The sequence below is a fragment of the Pseudomonas beijingensis genome, from assembly GCF_030687295.1.
GTDB classification, from domain to species: Bacteria; Pseudomonadota; Gammaproteobacteria; order Pseudomonadales; family Pseudomonadaceae; genus Aquipseudomonas; species Aquipseudomonas beijingensis.
The window spans coordinates 4184701-4202895 of the sequence record NZ_CP117425.1; the positions used below are offsets into that span (position 1 = coordinate 4184701).

Consider the following 18195-nt stretch of genomic DNA (forward strand, 5'->3'; position numbering starts at 1 on the left):
TGCGCTCGCTGGTTGGGCGCACTGGATAAAGACAAGGGGATGGCATGGCAATTTCAGTTCCGGATGGCAGATGTGGCATGGATGCCGCACCCGTCCTTGACGCATGGCACTGCGCGACGCCCGGTTTGGTCGCATTGCTGCAGTGTGATGGCTTTGCCCGACAGTTGGATGAGGCTTTGTGGGCCGTTGTGAATTTCGACCAGAGCTGCGTGCTGTTTTACCCAACGGATGGCTCACCGGTGTTACTGCACAACAATCTGCAAGGTATTTGCGAACCGGGGGCGATGCACAGCTATCTTAACGGTACGTATTTGCTGGACCCGGTTTATACCGCCTGCGCTCACGGTCAGGCGACCGGACTTTATCGCATGAGCGAATTGGCCCCTGACGCTTTCTTCGAGGGTGATTACTTCAATTCCCCCGATGTGCATCCCTGTATTTCCATGCAGTCGGGCACATTAGCTGAAGAAATTGTATTTATTTCTGCGTTGCCGGGCATCGGCCACCTTGCTTATTCACTGATGCGACAGAACGCTTCTCCAACGTTTTCCGCTTTGCAGTTCGAAGGTTTACAGAGTTGCCGTGCGATGGTCGATGTATTGCTGCAACGCCACTATCAAGGCGTTTGCGCTCATCACGACGACAGTGCATCAGCCTTGAAAGAGCACCTGAATAACGCTTTTTCGCGATTCGCCGCTGATCAACTAACCCCCCGTGAACAATTGATCGTCAGCATGATCCTGCGTGGACACTCCAGCCTTTCGATTTCACTGCACCTTGGTATCGCGGAGGGCACGGTAAAAAACCATCGCAAGCACCTGTATTTCAAGCTCGGCATTTCCAGCCAATCCGAGCTGTTTCATCTGTTCGTGAATTTTGTCCTTAGTCATACCTCAAATGTCCCGTTTGCCGGTGCGGGTAACGCGCTAGTGTTTCAGGAGACTTTTGCCAATTAACGAAGTTCAGTGTCACGACCCCATATCTCTCCCAGTACCACTGGCGAAGGTTACCAAGGCTGTCTACAGTCTCTTCAGTTGCTGCTACACCAGCGACCTCGTCTTTGTTCAGGTTGTCGTGCGAGTGATCGCGCAGGAAGTCAAAACTCGGATGAGTCATTACCGCGTTTTGCGTGCGATTGATCCTCTTGAGAAGCGACGCCATGACGACCCAGCAGAAAGACCCGCTCCCCGAAAATATCCAATCGTCCAGCGAGGCGCTGAAATTGCAGGCGGCACTCGATGCCGAGGCCGTTGCTTTGTCCCGCCATCCCCGATCTGCCTTCTATAACAAAGGTGGGCAAACGGATGGGCAAACCTTGCGTAAAACCCGGAAGTCCATCGGCTTGGCTTTTTCTGGGGGCGGTATCCGCAGCGCAACGTTCTGTCTTGGTGTGCTTCAAGCATTGGCCGGCCAAAAAAGACTGGCCGCGTTCGACTATCTGTCCACCGTTTCGGGGGGCGGTTATATCGGTAGCTGGCTGAGTGCCTGGATTTATCGCAAAGGCTTGGCCAATGTTCAGGAGAGTTTGGCCAAGGCCGACAATGTCAACACCGAAAAGGCCCCAGCGTCCTTGGAACCTGCCGAGATCGTCTGGCTCAGGCGTTACAGCAACTACCTCACGCCCCGGGTCGGTATGTTATCGATGGACACCCTGACCTTGCTCGCCACTTGGTTGCGCAATGTCATGCTCAACCTGATCATCCTCCTTGGTTTCTTCGCATTGTTGTTCACCTTGCCTTATGCACTGCTTCGGGCTTATGACTTCGCAACTCCGTACGCCAATGTCTTCGGCTTCGCGGCGGCCTGGGGTGGATTGTTTTTTACCTTCTGCATCGGCTACAACCTCTGGCACCAGGGATTGCCGATCAATCGTCGACGTAACTGGTTGATCTCCATACCGGGGGTGATACTGACTGTAATTGTCCCGGGAACAGTTTCGTCGGTTTTTGCGGTCATCTGGTGGACCAGTATTAATCCGGGCTGGGATAGCGCCCTGGCTGCCGGGCGCTATTTAGCTGGTTTGCTGCTGGTGTTGTTGCTGACCTGGCTGGTAGCCGAGCTGAGCGAGGGCAAGCATTGGCGACTGCTGTTGCGCGACGCTGCGGTGCTGTGTCTGGCCGGCGGCGTGGGGTTGGTTTCGGGCATATTGGTACTGGCCGGCGCCAGTATCTTGTTGGTGTTGGGAGAACCAACGACTGTCGGGCACAAAATCGTTTTGCTGTGTTTGGGCGTTCCGATTTTTCTTGCTGCCCTAGGCGTCACCACTTCCATTTATACCGGCATGGTTGGTCGCGCCTTCTTCGAGCGCAGCCGTGAGTGGTGGAGCCGTCTCAATGCGTGGCTAATGATGATCGCCTTTGGCTGGGCGATTTGGTGCCTGCTGACGTTTTTTTCGTTACCGCTACTGGAATGGCTGCAGAGCCGCATGGGTGACTGGATCAGCCTGCTGGGCACAGGCTGGATCGGTACCTTATTGGTGTCGATATTCTTACGCCGGCCGCAGTCGGCCTCGATGAAGAAACAGCTGAGGGTCGAGCGTCTCCTAAACATCGCCTCGACGACGTTTGTCGTGGGGCTGGTTTTTTTTGCAGCAGCGGCTACTCAGAAAGTCTTGTTTGCAACTGTCGCTACGTCGAGCCAAGCGCCGGCCGAAGCACAGAAACTTCCGGGCATCTGGACGTTGTTCCAAAACAATGTGCCCGCAATTGAGCTGTTGACAGGGAACAATCCGACAACAACTGGCATACCCATCTTCGTACTGAGCATTGGCATCTTGCTCTTCGTGACGCTTTTGTTCGCCTGGCGGGTCGATATCAACAAGTTCTCCTTGCACAACATGTACAAAAACCGTCTGGTCAGGTGCTATCTGGGAGCGAGTAACCAGAATCTGCGTAATGAACAGCCTTTCGTTGGTCTAGATGATGACGATGATCTCTCCTTGCATATACTGAGCAGGGGCGCCAACGGCAAGAAGATCGCGCCTCAACTTCCCTTGCATATCATCAACACCACCTTGAACATCACCCAGGGCGCGGACCTAGCCTGGCAGGAACGCAAAGCAGCTTCCTTCGTCTTCACACCCTTGTTTTGCGGCTATTCGTTGGAGCGGACCCAGGGCGACACCACCTCACTGCACCGCGATGACGCAGCAGATCCGGCCTACCGCCCCACCGAAGCCTATGCCGCAAGGGATCAGGAAGAGAAAGGTTTCACCTTGGGCATGGCTCTGGCCACGTCAGGCGCGGCCGTCAGCCCGAACATGGGCCGTGCCAGTCTGCCGATGCTGGCATTCGTCCTGACCCTGTTCAACATCCGTCTGGGACGCTGGAGCCCCAATCCGGCGCAGTCGCGCTGGTACTCACCAAGCCCGCGGTTGGGGCTGCTCGCCCTATTGTATGAGCTGCTCGGCATGAGCGATGAGCGCAGCCGTTACGTTTATCTTTCCGATGGCGGCCATTTCGACAATCTGGGCCTTTACGAACTGGTGCGTCGTCGCTGCTCCGTTATCTTTGCTGTCGATGCTAGCGCTGATGAGCAGCGTGAGATGACAGACCTGGCCGACACCATCCGCAAATGTCGCGTCGATCTGGGCGTGGATATCAGCTTCAGTCAGCTTAACGACTTTCGCGGGGATGCCAAAACCTTATGTTATGCACCCAAGGGTTCATCACCGGCACTATTCACTACGATGCGCAGACAAATGGCACCTTGGTGCTGATCAAACCCAGTCTGGCCGCGCTGCGCGATGAACCGGCGGATGTGCTGAACTACGCCATCCAGAACTCGACTTTTCCGCATCAGACAACGGTCGATCAGTTTTTTGACGAGAGTCAGTTTGAAAGCTTCCGGCGCTTGGGCAAGCTGATTGGCGATCGCTGCCTGGCCGATCCCAATGTACAGCGACTCTTACCAATCCGCCGGCCCGCCAGGTTTCCGATTCACAGGCGACAGGGAGAGGAGGGGCGAGGGCACTTCACCGACTTTATCGGCTGGTTGCGCAACATCCCAGCAAGTCAACGTCCAGGACGCAATGGTTCGCTGGTCGATCTGTTCCTAGAAATGTACTTGGCCACAACGCTTGTCGGAATGATACTGGTGCTATTGGACCTGACGCTGTTCAGCACCTCCAATCAATTCTGCTGGACGTTGGCAAGTTGCGTGAACATTACCAAGCAACAGCTGAGCAACGTGACACCCTCCGGGCCATGGGGATCTTTAGCGGTCTGGCGCATCGTGTTGGATAATTTCTTCGTGTTGCTATACGCAATTACCTTGCTGCTAGGCTACAAAGTCGGGTGCGCGAAACGTTGGTGGATCTGGGTGTTGATTGTTGTCCCGCTAGTCACCGGATTGAGCGACTACGCTGAAAACTTCACGTTGTTGTCGCTGCTCGGTGGCCATAGCATCACGGACATGAGCGATGTGCTGGGGCTGTTTACGCTGGTGAAGTTTTGGGGATTTGCGCTCAGTGTTGCTGTACTGGCAGGGCTGGCACCGAGTATCAAGCGTGCTTTTGCCGCACGCTGGGATTTGTCGAATACGGAGGACCAAACAAATAATCTTGTGAATATTGCTCGAGAGTGAGGAGGGCGCCGCAGCGCATCCGCAGCGTTATTGCGGGGACTGATCGGGTTCTGGATGCGCACTTATTGAGTGCAGGGCCTGCGGTGAGACCGCCTTGTCATGCTCTGGCCTTGATCCTCAAATAATGGTGAAGCCATTCCACCAAATCGTCGAAGTCCTTAAGATCGAGTTCAATCGCATGTCGCTTGCCATAGCGGTGAGCATCCCTTGTGAAATGGGTAGTCGTCACCAGAATTGCTTTGTTCGCTCCTTGATCAATCTTGGTCGCGTGCAGGTGCTTCACGACGTCGAGCCGAATCGGATTTTTCGGATCAGGTCGCTTGCATTCGATTAGGAACCGCTGGCTGATAAAGTCCCGGCTCGTCACCGCGATCAGATCAAATCCACCATCACGGGTTTGTTTGGTCAGCTCGACCTCGTATCCAAATCCTTTGAAGAGCTCTGCCACAAACTCTTCAAAGAGCCGCCGATCCATCGTCTTTAGATGGTGAGGATGGTTAGCAAAATACTCGACCGCCTGTAGGGTTACTCTGGATGCGATCGACATGAACGTGACTGATGCTTCTGCGTCATCAGCATCTTGAACTTCGAATGTCACGTCGAGTAACTGTGCTTCTATACACTCGGTTTTATGAGGGCGTGACACAGAAACCCGGAAATGTGGTCTGTTAGGCCCGGTCGCTCCGACGAAAAACACGGGGGTGCCGCAAGTCGGACAGCAGAAGCTCATGCGCCCTGGCGGAGCCATGATGAGAGCCTCCGCCGCGCTGATGAGCGTACCGTCCTTGGTCTTGGCGAGATGCATCGAGTGCCGTCCTTGAAAAATTATTGGCATCGCAATTGGTTTTTCACGCGATGCTTAGTCGCGGCTGGGTAGAAACGATTATTTTGCCACCGGACGGTCATAGCGTTCAAATGTGCGTCAGCGTGCCTACACAGAGACGTAGACGTCCTTATAAATATCCGGATAAACGATTGGTGATGGCTCAGAGATTGACGCTCAGAAACCAGCTCCAAGGCAGTGACTTCTATGAGGCGCATTTTCAAATGATAAGAGGCCTCTATACGTGGGCTGGGCGTTAACTGAGTTAGGCCGTTGCTACACATAATGTATATTATGTTAAACGAGGTGTTTATGGTTGCGTTATGAGTAATCGCACGGCAACTCACCCGCCAACCGCACTGCCGGCTGCTCCCCCAGGCTTTCCGCAATCTCTATGGTCTTTTGGAGTGGGACTTCATCCAGTGCATCTCAAGGCATGAATCCGCGGACAAACCACCGCAAGTTTCAACTCGTCGCAGAGAACAGCGCAAACAACTGACTGCGAAAGTGAATCCCGAGTCGATCAAACGCCCGATTACGGTAGGTTTTCACAGTGCTTTCCTTTATTGCCAAATCAGCCGCGATCCCTGCATGAGTCATTCCTCGAAGTAATCGGCTGCAGATATTCAACTCTTGCGTCGTGAGGTCAGGACAACGCTGGAGCAATTGCTGGTGGTGATCGACTGTACCGCTCAATCCGGTAAGCGCCAGATGACCACGCAGTAATTGCAATAACGAAGGGCTGAGCGACTCGCACATCTCCAGCTCACCATCGCTGAAGAACCCCTGATCGCGGTGTCGGTAGAGATTGAACAACACCGGCCGCGCTTGTTCGTCCAGATACAGGCTCGATAGCCTCTCAATCATGCCATTGCGCTGATAGATCGACTCTCGATACGGCATAAAGCGGATATCCTGGGCCAGCAGATGGCCAACTTGGCCAGGGGCGGCAAGTAACGGCTCGAACAAAGGGTCGTGCCGATAGTAGCGCTCGATATAGGCCTGACCGCAACGCAACACCAGACTGGCGTCCGGGTGCCGGGTGCCGAAAGACAGCAATTGCGGTCGCTCGCCATCCATACGCAGAACTGAAAAATGCTGACAGTTCGCCCATTGGCCAAGGTAGTCCAGCAGCGCAACGGGAAATTCCGGCGTGCCCAAACGACTGGTCAACTCCGCGAAATGACGGACTCCTTGGGGCAAGGTCGAAACCTGCGGGGTACTGAGACGGATCATGGCGATTGCCTGATATTTATTATTGTCAGGTGTTAGGTCTACTGGAAAAAAGCCAGATAGTTAATTTGTTAACCAATAGCATGCCGACAATCATCGTGCCTGTCCACCTCCCGGAGGACAGCTTCGTCCTGCAGGCCCAGTAAGCTGATAAGGACAACAACAATAACTGGGATTGCCGATGAACCGTCACCCATCTGAGCGTGCGTCTCCCCTTCCCCCTCGACGTAGCTAGATCCCACGACGACTAACGCCACGTATGGCCTCTCTCAACCAGCCGAAATACAACGCCCGGACCGATCACCGTAGTTATCTCCAGACGCATCTAACTCGACAGTCCACCTGTCCTCCTCTGGGAGGACTGCAAGCAATACCCATGCTACGTAAGCTTATTCAGGTCAGACAGCCGGCAGGCGGCGCATTCATTGCGTTCGCGGCCAAGTACCTCAGGACCCTATAACAATGACCCAGCCCAGCCTGAATTTACGAGTCACCCAATTCGTGGCGGAAGCCAAAGAGGTGGCCCTGATAGAACTACAAGCCCCCGACGCTCGGGAGCTACCGATCTTCACGCCTGGAGCGCACCTCGAAGTGCGCCTGGAAAACGGTCAAATTCGACATTACTCGCTGCTCAACGATTCCAGCGAGCGCCATCGCTATGTCATTGCGGTCGGCTTGGCTCCGGCCAGTCGCGGCGGATCGCGCTTAATTCACGCGAAAGTACGCCAGGGTGATGTGCTTCAGGTCAGCGCTCCGCGCAACAATTTCCCTTTGGATGCCAACGCCAAGCGTTATTGTTTTGTGGCCGGTGGCATTGGTATCACCCCCATCCTGGCGATGATCCGCTGGTGCATGGCCCAGGGTAAGAACTGGCGACTTTTTTATACTGTACGTAACCGCCAACGGGCTGCGTTCTACGAAACGCTGCTGGCTCTGGACTCGGAACGAGTGCACTTTCACTTCAACGATGAGTGCGCCGGTCAGTTCCTAAATATCGAGTCGCTCGTCAGTTCGCTGCAGGACGACGAACATGTCTACTGCTGTGGCCCTGCCCCCCTGATGCAGGCAGTCAAGGCCGCCACCGCAGACATTCCGGCGCCGCGTATTCACTTTGAGTGGTTCTCGGCCCCCGAACCTGCCAGTGACGCGACTCCGCAAGCACTCGATTGCTTCAGCGTAACGCTGCAACGCAGTGGCCTGGATATTGAGGTAGGCCCAGATCAGAGCATTCTCGAAGCGTTGGAAGCCCATGGCATCGACGTACCGTTCTCCTGTCGCTCCGGTATTTGCGGTACTTGCGAAACCACGATTTGCAGCGGAGTACCCGATCACCGTGATTACGTTCTCTCCGACGCCGAGCAGGCGAGCGGTGAAACCCTGATGATTTGTGTGTCCCGCGCGCGCACCGAGTCGTTGGTGTTGGACCTGTAAACCCTGAATAACAAGGAGCCTATCCATGAGCCTGCCTGTCAATAACATCATTGCCAATTCGCGCAAAGCCATGAGTCCACTTGCTACCCGCGACACCCCGTTCATCTTTAACGAATGGTACGTAGCCGCTTTCGGTAACGAAGTTACACGGGAGTTGCTATCGCGAAAACTGCTCGGCAAGCGCGTAGTGTTGTATCGCAGCGAAACCGGCAAAGCCATTGCACTTGAAGATCGCTGCGCTCATCGTTCCTATCCGCTTTCACGTGGTCATCTAGAGGGTGATGTCCTGGTCTGCGGCTATCACGGCTTTCGGTATGACACTCAAGGCAACCTGATTAACGTGCCTTCACAGCGTAGCTGCCCTCGGGGTATCGGTGTGCGCGAATACCCCCTGCTTGAGCAAGGCTCACTATTGTGGATCTGGATGGGTGATCCAGAACTTGCAGACTCCAGACGCCCTCCTGAATTGGCTTGGACCGAGACACCCGACTGGGAGTGTTCCTCAGGCTATTTCCATCACCCAGGCAATTACGTCAGCATGCATGAAAATCTGATGGACCTGACCCATCTAACCTTCCTGCACGCCGCCACTATTGGCACGCCAGATTATGCCAGCGCCCCGTACGAACTTGATCTCAAAGAGGGACATTACAAATTGATGCGCAATGTAGTGCCCACCACCCTGTCTCCGGTATGGGCCAAAACGACTGGCCTGGACGATTGCAGTACCGCTGCACGCATCGCTACTTCCGAGTTCCTGTCACCCGGGCTGCATCAAGTCAGCGTCACATTCTACGACTCGGCGATAGCGCCGTTAAATCGCAAGGAGTTTCACATCCGCACGGCCCATATTCTGACCCCGGAAACTCACAGCACCATGCATTACTTCATTGTCCACGGTCGTGACTTCGCCCAGGATGACCGGGCGGTTGGTGAGTTCATGCATGAACAACTGTTCGCCGCCTTCAATGAGGATGTTGAGGGCTTGGGCGCGTTGGAGGCTGTACTCGGTGATGTAGATGACCACACCTACGAAATATCTGTTGCCAGTGATGCCCCTGCCGTCGCCATGCGCCGCTACCTTAAAAAACGTGCCGACGACGAAGCCAACGAAGCGCTCAACCGCAACGCATAACCCAGCCTGTTGGCACCGAAACCGAATTGACCTGGTTGCCGGGATGCCGCCGACCCAGTCTGATTCCTCACTAACGATTGCCTGTTCTACACTGGGTGCCATTTGAGGTGGGTCAGTTTTAAATCGGCACGTGGGTCAGTTGGGCGTCGGCGTCAACAGCGTGGTTGACGCCCTCCTTCACCAGCTCTTGCATGGGCAACCGATGAGATCAGTACCTCTAGATAGTCGGCACCCGGTGCAACACCGTTCGCTGAACAGGCATCTGCTGCCAAGCCAGCTGCGCCTGAACAATGTCAACCGCATCCAGCACTTTCTGCGCCCAACCCTCATCTTCCGGATGAACCACGACCACGCGAAACCCATGGTCCTCACCTTCAATCTGCACGCCTTCGGAATCATCGACGTGCAAGTCGATATCGAACGCCGGCGGATATTTCGAGGGCGCATTCGACAGCCCATGGACCGTCAGCGCGCGGTTGTGCAGCACGCTGTTGACCACACCCTCGACGCGGATGCCGTACAGCAACAGCCAACGGCGGATGTAGGACGGTGTGCGACCGGACGACGTGTAGACCCAGATGCTGCAGTCCTGGCGGCGCAGCTCTCGGATCAGGGAGCGTGTCCCCCTGCGCAACGGCTCACCCAGCCAACGATGAACGCAGGCCGGCAAGCGACTTTGCTCGACTTCGCAGTGGTGGAGTTGGCAGGCGAGCGTGTCATCGATATCAAACGAAATGCGTATGCGCTGCCGCCTCGACATCTGCATCGGGATGGCGCTGCGGATGGCCTGCCCTACCCGGCTGCCGACGGTTTTGCATTTGGCGAGCGCTGAATTCCCACTCATTAATGGCCACCTTGAGAGATGGGCAAATGCTTGCCTTTGAGAAAGAACTTCATTGGATCGGGTGCCTGTTCTTCTAAAAATGCTGCGTATTTTTTCTTGATCTTGGGCAATTCGTACAACGCCTTGACGCCATGTTTAGCAGAGTTGCGTATGACCGATGACGGATTGAAGTAGCCCTCGGCATTTTCCAGTGTCAACACAAAAGGAGGCAACCCCGCGCGCATCAACAGGTAGCTGACGATGAGCGACCCACTGCGGTTGTTGCCTTCAATGAACAACTGCGGCTTGCTGAGAATGCGGACATAGACGCCAGCCGCACGCTTCCAGACGGACTCGCTGCGATACGCGCAATACCAGTTGTACAAGTCCTTGATGCCTCCCTCAACGTTGTTGAAGAAATGCGCCTCGGTCGCGGCCAGGTGCTGGGCGTACTCCAAACGGCGCGCCGGGTCTCGGCCACAAAGCACCGTGGCGTTGATCTCGAGCATCAGGTTCAGTTGCTGAAGGTCGAACAGGTCAACGCCGCGGGCAACATAGTCGTCAATCAACGCGTAGCCTTCAAGCACATTGTGCAGCACCTCGTCAGTCAAGGGATCGCGCGGCTCCGTGAAGTGCCGGCTGAGCTCGATGAAGCGGTTTTGTACTTCCCGCAGTGCACGTTCAATCGCAGTCAAATCAAGGCGATGCGTAGCTGGCATTGGTGCTCCTTGGAAACGCTTGGTAAATGTCTACCGGATGCCGGCCAAATCCATTTGGCTTCTGCAGGTATGCGGCCTTGACCGGAGGTGTGTCTTAACTGAACTTGCCGCTGATGTAATCGCCGGTCATCTGTTCACGTGGGTTGTCGAAAATCTGCGTTGTTGGACCCATCTCAACCAGATAGCCGGTGCGCGTGCCCTGGGAAATATCCACCGAGAAGAACGCCGTGGTGTCAGCGACACGGATGGCTTGCTGCATGTTGTGGGTGACCAGCGCGATGGTGTAGTCCTTCTTCAACTCGACCATCAGCTCCTCGACCCGCCGGGTAGCGATCGGGTCGAGTGCCGAACACGGCTCATCCAGCAGCAGGACTTCCGGCTCGGTGGCGATGGCGCGGGCGATGCACAGTCGTTGTTGCTGGCCGCCCGAGAGCGACAGGCCACTGACCTTGAGCTTGTCCTTGACTTCATCCCACAGGGCGGCACCTTGCAGCGCGTGCTTGACCCGGTCACCTATATCGCCTTTGTAGCGATTGAGGCGCAGGCCAAACGCGACGTTGTCGAAGATGCTCATCGAGAACGGGTTCGGCTGTTGAAACACCATACCGATGTAGCGACGCACGACCACCGGATCAACGCCCTTGCCGTAGACGTCTTGCCCAAGGAAGTGCACGTGGCCTTCGAAACGGAAACCTTTCACCAGGTCATTCATTCGGTTGAGGCTGCGCAGCACGGTACTCTTGCCGCAGCCGGAAGGCCCGATGAAACCGGTGATCTTGTTTTTCTCGATAGGCACATGGCTGTCACGCACGGCCATGAAGTTGCCGTAGAAAATCTTGTCCAGTTTGCAGTCCATGACTACAGGCGCCTGGGTGACAAACGGAGCGGCTCTTTGCGCAGTGGATACGTTCAAAATCAGATGCTCCCGTTCTTAGTACTTGGGCTTGCCGAAAATACGGCTGATGATATTCACGAGCAGCACGATCATCACCAGCACCAGTGAGGCCGCCCATGCGAGCTCGAGCTGGTTGTCGAAAGGCATGCCGGAGAAGTTGTAAATCAACACGGCAAGCGATGCCGTTGGGTTCATGACCTCGAGGCTACCTTGGTGGTAGATCCAGTAGTTGCTGAACAAGGCGGTGAACAACAACGGTGCTGTCTCGCCCGCGGCACGTGCCACGGCCAGCATGACGCCGGTCAGGATCGCCGGCATGCCGGTGGGCAAGACGATTTTCCAGATCACCTGCGAGCGGGTGCAGCCCATGCCATAGGCGGCATCCTTCATGATCTTGGGCACCATCCGCATCGATTCTTCCGCCGTCAGCACGACGATAGGCAGCATCAGGACTGCCAGCGCGACGCCACCGGCCGGTGCCGAATAAGTGCCGGTGGTCATCACCACCAGGGCGTAGGCGAACACCCCGGCCAGAATCGAAGGCAGCCCCGTGAGCATCTTGGCGGCAAAGCGCGCAGCGTTCGCCAGCTTGCTGTCCGGCCCCAGTTCAGCCAGGAAGATCGCCGCCATGATGCCAACCGGCACCGCGATAGCCGCCGCGATACCCACCATCACGAAGGTACCTGCCATTGCGTTGCCGAAGCCCCCGCCCATCTCGAAGCCAGTCGGCGGCAGCTCGGTAAAGACTTCCAGGTTCAGGCGAGCGCCGCCACGGGTGATCAGCATGTAGAGCACGGAAATCAACGGCACGCTGGCCAGCAGCGCGCCGCCCCAGACCAGGGTGGTCAAGATCAGGCTGCGCAGGGCGCGGCCTTCGAACTTGCGCTGCAGGCTGGGCATCGCGCCTGCTGGAGACGTCAAGTCTGTTGCAGCAGTCAGATCAGTCATCACTTATTACCCCGTTGGGCGTACATCATGATCAAGGAGCCAAAGACGTTCACGATCAACGTGATGAACATCAGCACTAGCGCGGCATACATCAACACCTCGATTTCGTTTGGCCCGGCTTCGGGGAAGTTCAGCGCCAGCAAGGCCGCCAGGGTGTTGGCCGGTGCGAACAGCGAAAGGGAAATGTTATTCGCGTTGCCGACCAGCATGGCCAGCGCCATCGTTTCACCCAATGCGCGCCCCAAGCCAAGTACCAAGGAGCCGAAAATACCCGTGGCGGCCGATGGCACCATTACCTTGAGAATCGCTTCCCAGTGGGTGGTCCCCATACCGTAGGCGGCCTGCTTGGTTTTCATCGGTACGCCCGTGAGCGCATCCTGCGAAACGGCGGCAATGGTCGGCAGAATCATGATGGCAAGCACCAACGCCGCAGGAAGCAGCCCCGGCCCGCTCAGGGATGTGCCGAAAAATGGCACCCAGCCGAGTTCGCTGTTCAACCAGGTGGTCAGCGGTCGAATCGCCGGGATCACCACGTAGATCCCCCACAGGCCGTAGACGACGCTGGGGATGGCCGCGAGTAATTCGACAATGGTTCGAAAGATGGCGGCGAGCTTGGGAGGCAGGAAGTCCTGGGTCAGGAAAATTGCCATGCTGACGCCGAAAAAGCCTGCAATCAGCAACGCAATCAGAGCACTGTAGAGCGTGCCCCAGATAGCCGGCAGGATGCCGTATTTGCCTTGGTTAACGTCCCAGACAGTGCCGAGAAGCACATCAAATCCGTGCTTTTCCATGCCGGGAAGCGCCTTGCGTCCCACCTCGAACACGAGGGCAAATACCAACGCCAGAACCAGGACCACCCCGATACGCGCGAGCGCACGAAAGGTGCGATCAACCAGAAAGTCCTTCGCGGACGGTGGTTGGCAGGCGGAATCTGGATTAACCGGTACGACAAAGGGTTTGTTCATTGGCTAAGTCCGGAACAGGGGAAAAGCTCTCCCAGCATGGCTGACAGCCCATACCGAGAGAGGCCTCAGGCGTTACTGAATGTTGGCGGAGGCTTTGCGAACCTGGTCGACAACCGACTGCGGCAACGGGATATACCCCATCGAGTCGGCAATTTTCTGCCCTTCGGTCAGGCTGTATTCGACCATTTCACGCATGGCTTTGGCCTTGGCCGGATTGCCGTTGTCCTTGCGGAAGATCATCCAGGTGTAGGACGTGATCGGATAGGACTTGGCGCCGTCCGGATCAGGCAACCAGGACACCAGGCTTTCCGGCATCTTCACCGCTGCCAGAGCCTCGGCTCCACTCTCGGCGTTTGGCACTACGTATTGGCCGGCCTTGTTCTGCAACTGGGCGAAGTCAACCTTGGCAAGTTTGGCGAAGCCGTATTCGATGTAGCCAATCGCGCCCGGCGTCTGGCGTACGGTAGCCGTCACACCATCGTTCTTCGGCGACTTGATGAACTTGTCACTGGCCGGCCAGTTGACGGTGTTGCCCTCCCCCAGCGCCTGCTTGAAGTCCGGATTGATGGTCGCCAAGTGCTTGGTGAATACCGCGGTCGTACCGCTGGAATCCGCACGCACAACAACCGTGATCGGCGTATCGGACAGTTTCAGGTCCGGGTTGGCAGCGACGATCTGCGGATCGTTCCAGCGGGTGATCTTGCCCAGGAAAATGTTCGAGTACACATCCCGTGGCAATTTCAAACCTTTAGGGTTGCCTGGCAGGTTATAGGCCAGCACGATTTCCCCAGCGGTCATCGGCAGCAACTGCACGCCTTCGGCAACCTTGGCGATATCCTCGTCTTTCATTGCCGAGTCACTGGCGGCGAAATCAACGGTTTTATTCAGAAAGTCCTGTACACCCGCGCCACTGCCCTTGGATTGGTAGTCCACAGTGACACCTTCGGACTTCTTGCTGAAATCCTTGAACCAGGTCAGGTAGATCGGCGCCGGGAAACTCGCGCCAGACCCCGTCAGACGGACGCTTTCTGCAGCGAATGTCGCCGAAGTGGCACAAAGAGAAAACGTAACGGCGAGCGCAGCAGACTTCATCAAACTTTTCATTAGAAGAAATTCCTTGTGATGACGGGCTGGGGAACTCTGCAACAGTCGTGTTACGTTTTTATGAAGATCGAATTGCAAAAGGCAGCAAAATGCTTAATGCCAGCCAGTTAAGCGAAATTCTGTGGGAGCGGGCTTGCTCACGAATGCGCCGGGTCGGCTTGCAATGATGTTGGTTGTGCCGCGATCAGGCATCCTTTCGCCTGGGTTTGATACAAGTCAAGTTGCCCTCGCCCATGGCGGTCATGATCGATCCCAGACACACTGTACAAAAGCTGTTCGACCCACATCATCGTCCCTCAGGAGTGTCTGGAAATGCATAAAATACTGGTTGCTGTCGATGGTTCGAAATACTCGGAACGAGTCGTGCGCTACCTCGTGGGAATCATCCAGGACGGTGGATTGCTCGGGGGCAACGTAGAGATTCATTTAGTGAATGTGCAGACGCTCTTACCGACCCGCGTCGCGCAAGGGATGAGTCGCGATGAGTTGGACAGTTACTACCTTGAAAAAAGTACGCAGGCTTCGCGCCGAGCCATTGATTCATTGGAGAACGAAGGCATTGCATTCACTTTCCACGCGTTACAGGGTGACGCGGCGAGCAGAATCATTGCCTGTTCCCAATCGTTAGGGTGCGACAGCATCATCCTGGGCTCACATGGCAACGGTGTCCTGGAAGGCATTTTCTTAGGATCTGTCGCGGCTAAAGTGACTCAGTTGTCCAGCATCCCGATTACGTTGGTTAAATAGATACGATGCTCGGCAGGCCTCTCAGGCCTCTCGGCAGCGGGCGCAATACTGCCGCGGTACACCGTCGGGCGCCCTGGGCGTCTGCCGCCTATGAAAAAACAACCAAGATTCGAGCCTGGCACCGCAAGCAACATCAGTGACGCAACAACCTACGCAGCGGAACCCCATCCTTGAGCACGGGGGATTTGATGACGATGTAACTGAAGTACTTGGAAATGCCGATGTTCTTGTCCAGCAACCCTTCGATCACCTCCTGGTAATGCTGGATGCTGCAGGTCATGAAACGCACCAGGTAATCGTAACCGCCGCTGATCAAATGGCACTCCAGTACCTCATCGACCAAGCGAATATTGGATTCGAACTTGGCGAAGTCTTCCCGCTTGTGGTCGCTGAGGGTGATTTCAGTGAAGACCGTGACCGAGTCGGTGATCTTGGCCAGGTTGAGATGGGCCCGGTAGCCGGAAATGTAACCCGCCGACTCAAGCCGCTTGACTCGCTGCAGGCATGGGCTGGATGACAGGCCCACGGCATCGGCGAGACTGACGTTGGTCATTCGACCGTCCTTTTGAAGTTCAACAAGGATACTGATATCAATTCGGTCTAGTTTTATTAAACCTTCCATCGGGTACCCCTCGGTTGTCTTCAGGTTGACAGTGGTTTTAGCAAATTCAACGGCGCAAAGATAGCTGATGCTGAGCGACGAGGTCGGCCATGCTGGTGATGTAGAAATCGGCGGAATATTCTTGATTATCAGGCTCATGGCCACGGCGGATCAGGCACAGTCCCGCGGACGTTGGCGGTTGTGCAGGCGGCCTGGACACTTGCATGATGTTTTCAGGCTTGAGCTTGTTCGCCTGCAGCCATGCCTCATCCTCCAATGGATTGTTGGCTCGGGAATGCAGGTCCTCGGGAGGGATTCCCAAACGCTCGCAGAGCTGGTCACGATCCTCGGCATCACGATCGCAGTACACCAGCAACCGGTAGAATTTACGCAGGTACAGCATGGCGCCGGGCGCGTCCTCGAACAGCGACCAGTTGCAGGCCGAACGAGCAAAGCTCATGCCCTCCTCCCAACTGACCTTGAGCCCCAAACGCTCTGCCAGTTGACGATGGGCAAAGCACAATAAACCACTGAAACCCAATTCGGAGAAACGCGGATAAAGCCCGCGCACCGCCTCGTCGAATTCAGCCAGTACCGCTTCCCTGTCTGGCATGCCCGGGTGGTTTTCGAGCACAGGTTGCAGGGCCATCCAGACACCGGAATCCCGATCGACCAGGACTTCGTCGCAATCGATCAGCAGCGCACGATAATCAGTCAGGTGCATGTGTGTCGCCTCCCATGATGCATTCATCAATCCATATGCTCTAAATGCCCTCGGTCGGCACATCGCTACAGATGTACCGACCGAGACCTGAGATTAATCCAACACGCGTTGCAATGCTGCTTCGAGAATGGTCAGTGCTTCGTCGATCTGGCTTTCTTCGGTGACCAGGGGCGCCAGGAAACGCAGGACATTTCGGTATACCCCGCATTTGATCACCAACAGCCCGCCTACCCTGGCCTGGTCGATCAGTTGTTGGGTGAGCTCGGCGTCGGGACTGCGGGCCTCATCGTCCTTGATCAATTCGATGGCCAACATGAAGCCGGTGCCGCGCACATCACCGATACGTGGATGACGTGCCTGCAAGCGCAGCAGGCCCTGACGCAGCCGCTCGCCCAATACCTGGCCACGCTCGAGCAACTGCTCCTGTTCGTACGCTTCGATCACCGCCAGCGCAGCTGCACAAGACAAGGCGTTACCGCCATAGGTGCCGCCGAGGCCACCGGGCAATGGCGCGTCCATGATGTGCGCTCGGCCCACCACGCCGGAGATGGGCAAACCACCTGCCAGACTCTTGGCGACGGTGACCAGATCCGGCTGAATGCCAGCATGCTGAAAACCGAACCATTTGCCGGTACGACCGAAGCCGGTCTGGATTTCATCGAGGATGAGCACGATGCCGTGTTGTTCGGTCAGGGCACGCAGTGCCTGGAGAAATTGCGGTGGCGCGGAAAGGAAGCCACCGTCGCCCTGCACCGGCTCGATGATGATCGCCGCGACTCGATCCGGCGCGACTTGGGTCGCCAGCAACTCATTGAGGGCCTGTAACGCCATCTCGCTGCTGAAGCCGCGATAGGCATTCGGGTAGGGGGTATGGAAGACCTCAGGCGCGAAGGGCCCGAAGTTCTGTTTGTAGGGCTGGCTCATGCCCGTCAGCGTTGTACCCAGCAAGGTACGCCCATGGAAACCGCCACGAAAGGAAATGACGGCGGGACGGTTGGTATGGGCGCGGGCAATCTTCACCGCGTTCTCCACGGCTTCCGCGCCGGAAGTGAACAGCGCCGCCTTGTAGGCTTGCTGGCCACCTACCAATTCGCACAGGCGCTTGACCAGGTCGAGATAGGGCTTGTAGGCCACCACCTGGAAGCAAGCATGGCTGATCTTTTGCAATTGGGCCTGCACGGCCGCGATCACCTTTGGGTGATTGTGACCGATGTTCAAGACGCCAATGCCGCCGACGAAGTCCAGGTAGCGCGTCCCGTCCACGTCCCACACCTCAGCCCCCTGGGCCCGGTCGATGACCAGCGGATGTGCGGTGACCAACCCCCGTGGCACGAATTGATCGCGTTGACGGAGCAAGCTTGGGGTTTCTTCGACTTTACTGTTCATGGCATCTCCCACAGTGAACCAGGCAACCGGGAAACGGCTGCGATGTGTTCCACAGGTTAAGCGTTCGACGCAATTGT

At 56.2% G+C, this 18195-nt stretch carries 17 protein-coding genes; 6 read left to right on the forward strand and 11 right to left on the reverse strand.

Translation table 11 applies throughout. From position 1 onward, the window contains the following. The first annotated feature begins 44 nt into the window (after nt 1-44). The 3 genes from PSH84_RS18845 to PSH84_RS18855 all read left to right on the forward strand — a co-directional run bounded on the left by PSH84_RS18845 (nt 45) and on the right by PSH84_RS18855 (nt 4584). On the forward strand, nt 45-956 hold the full coding sequence (locus tag PSH84_RS18845) for a helix-turn-helix transcriptional regulator (RefSeq protein ID WP_122564750.1): 912 nt from the start codon (nt 45-47) through the stop codon (nt 954-956). A gap of 203 nt (nt 957-1159) precedes the next feature. After that, the gene (locus PSH84_RS18850) at nt 1160-3718 is read left to right on the forward strand and encodes a patatin-like phospholipase family protein (protein WP_305481545.1); all 2559 of its coding nucleotides are present in this window, start codon (nt 1160-1162) and stop codon (nt 3716-3718) included. Beyond that, the gene (locus PSH84_RS18855) at nt 3646-4584 is read left to right on the forward strand and encodes a hypothetical protein (protein ID WP_305481546.1); all 939 of its coding nucleotides are present in this window, start codon (nt 3646-3648) and stop codon (nt 4582-4584) included. Before PSH84_RS18850 ends, PSH84_RS18855 begins: the two co-directional genes overlap by 73 nt. Nucleotides 4585-4681: 97 nt before the next feature. Here PSH84_RS18855 and PSH84_RS18860 read toward each other — a convergent pair whose 3' ends face one another. After that, the gene (locus tag PSH84_RS18860; protein ID WP_305481547.1) at nt 4682-5389 is read right to left on the reverse strand and encodes a restriction endonuclease; all 708 of its coding nucleotides are present in this window, start codon (nt 5387-5389) and stop codon (nt 4682-4684) included. Between the two features lie 483 nt (nt 5390-5872). After that, nucleotides 5873-6643: a helix-turn-helix transcriptional regulator gene (locus PSH84_RS18865; RefSeq protein ID WP_305481548.1), complete on the reverse strand. Its 771-nt coding sequence runs from the start codon at nt 6641-6643 to the stop codon at nt 5873-5875. 459 nt (nt 6644-7102) lie between these two features. On the opposite strand from PSH84_RS18865, the gene PSH84_RS18870 reads away from it, so the two are divergent. After that, entirely contained in the window at nt 7103-8071 is a 969-nt protein-coding gene (locus tag PSH84_RS18870; RefSeq protein ID WP_122564774.1) for a PDR/VanB family oxidoreductase, read from the forward strand. A gap of 25 nt (nt 8072-8096) precedes the next feature. Continuing rightward, on the forward strand, nt 8097-9206 hold the full coding sequence (locus tag PSH84_RS18875) for a Rieske 2Fe-2S domain-containing protein (protein ID WP_122564775.1): 1110 nt from the start codon (nt 8097-8099) through the stop codon (nt 9204-9206). Between the two features lie 217 nt (nt 9207-9423). Here the strand turns inward: PSH84_RS18875 and PSH84_RS18880 are convergent, their stop codons facing one another. The 6 genes from PSH84_RS18880 to pstS all read right to left on the reverse strand — a co-directional run bounded on the left by PSH84_RS18880 (nt 9424) and on the right by pstS (nt 14660). Further along, a complete protein-coding gene (locus PSH84_RS18880; protein ID WP_436278786.1) occupies nt 9424-10050 on the reverse strand; it encodes a hypothetical protein in 627 nt (208 codons plus the stop codon). Further along, nucleotides 10050-10748 carry a hypothetical protein gene (locus tag PSH84_RS18885; protein ID WP_122564776.1) on the reverse strand — a complete coding sequence of 233 codons (699 nt, stop codon included), beginning with the start codon at nt 10746-10748 and terminating at the stop codon, nt 10050-10052. The genes PSH84_RS18880 and PSH84_RS18885 overlap by 1 nt, the downstream gene beginning before the upstream one ends. 94 nt (nt 10749-10842) lie before the next feature. Further along, nucleotides 10843-11604, reverse strand: a complete 762-nt coding sequence (gene pstB / locus PSH84_RS18890) for a phosphate ABC transporter ATP-binding protein PstB (RefSeq protein ID WP_025214260.1) — start codon at nt 11602-11604, stop codon at nt 10843-10845. A gap of 75 nt (nt 11605-11679) precedes the next feature. Then, nucleotides 11680-12591, reverse strand: coding sequence for a phosphate ABC transporter permease PstA (gene pstA / locus PSH84_RS18895; RefSeq protein ID WP_122564778.1), 912 nt, complete (start codon nt 12589-12591; stop codon nt 11680-11682). Next, the gene (gene pstC / locus PSH84_RS18900) at nt 12591-13556 is read right to left on the reverse strand and encodes a phosphate ABC transporter permease subunit PstC (RefSeq protein ID WP_122564779.1); all 966 of its coding nucleotides are present in this window, start codon (nt 13554-13556) and stop codon (nt 12591-12593) included. The genes pstA and pstC overlap by 1 nt, the downstream gene beginning before the upstream one ends. Before the next feature lie 72 nt (nt 13557-13628). Further along, entirely contained in the window at nt 13629-14660 is a 1032-nt protein-coding gene (gene pstS / locus PSH84_RS18905) for a phosphate ABC transporter substrate-binding protein PstS (RefSeq protein WP_122564780.1), read from the reverse strand. Between the two features lie 312 nt (nt 14661-14972). Here pstS and PSH84_RS18910 point away from each other — a divergent pair, with 312 nt between their 5' ends. Continuing rightward, nucleotides 14973-15407, forward strand: coding sequence for a universal stress protein (locus tag PSH84_RS18910; protein WP_122564781.1), 435 nt, complete (start codon nt 14973-14975; stop codon nt 15405-15407). 133 nt (nt 15408-15540) lie between these two features. On the opposite strand, the gene PSH84_RS18915 is transcribed toward PSH84_RS18910, so the two are convergent. From PSH84_RS18915 to gabT, 3 genes are all read right to left on the reverse strand, one after another. Further along, the gene (locus PSH84_RS18915; protein WP_008146530.1) at nt 15541-16029 is read right to left on the reverse strand and encodes an Lrp/AsnC family transcriptional regulator; all 489 of its coding nucleotides are present in this window, start codon (nt 16027-16029) and stop codon (nt 15541-15543) included. Nucleotides 16030-16075: 46 nt separating this feature from the next. Continuing rightward, nucleotides 16076-16732: an HAD family hydrolase gene (locus PSH84_RS18920; protein ID WP_122564782.1), complete on the reverse strand. Its 657-nt coding sequence runs from the start codon at nt 16730-16732 to the stop codon at nt 16076-16078. Between the two features lie 93 nt (nt 16733-16825). Then, nucleotides 16826-18118 (reverse strand): 4-aminobutyrate--2-oxoglutarate transaminase, encoded by a 1293-nt coding sequence (gene gabT, locus PSH84_RS18925; RefSeq protein WP_305481549.1) that lies wholly within the window; start codon nt 18116-18118, stop codon nt 16826-16828. Between the last annotated feature and the right edge of the window lie 77 nt (nt 18119-18195).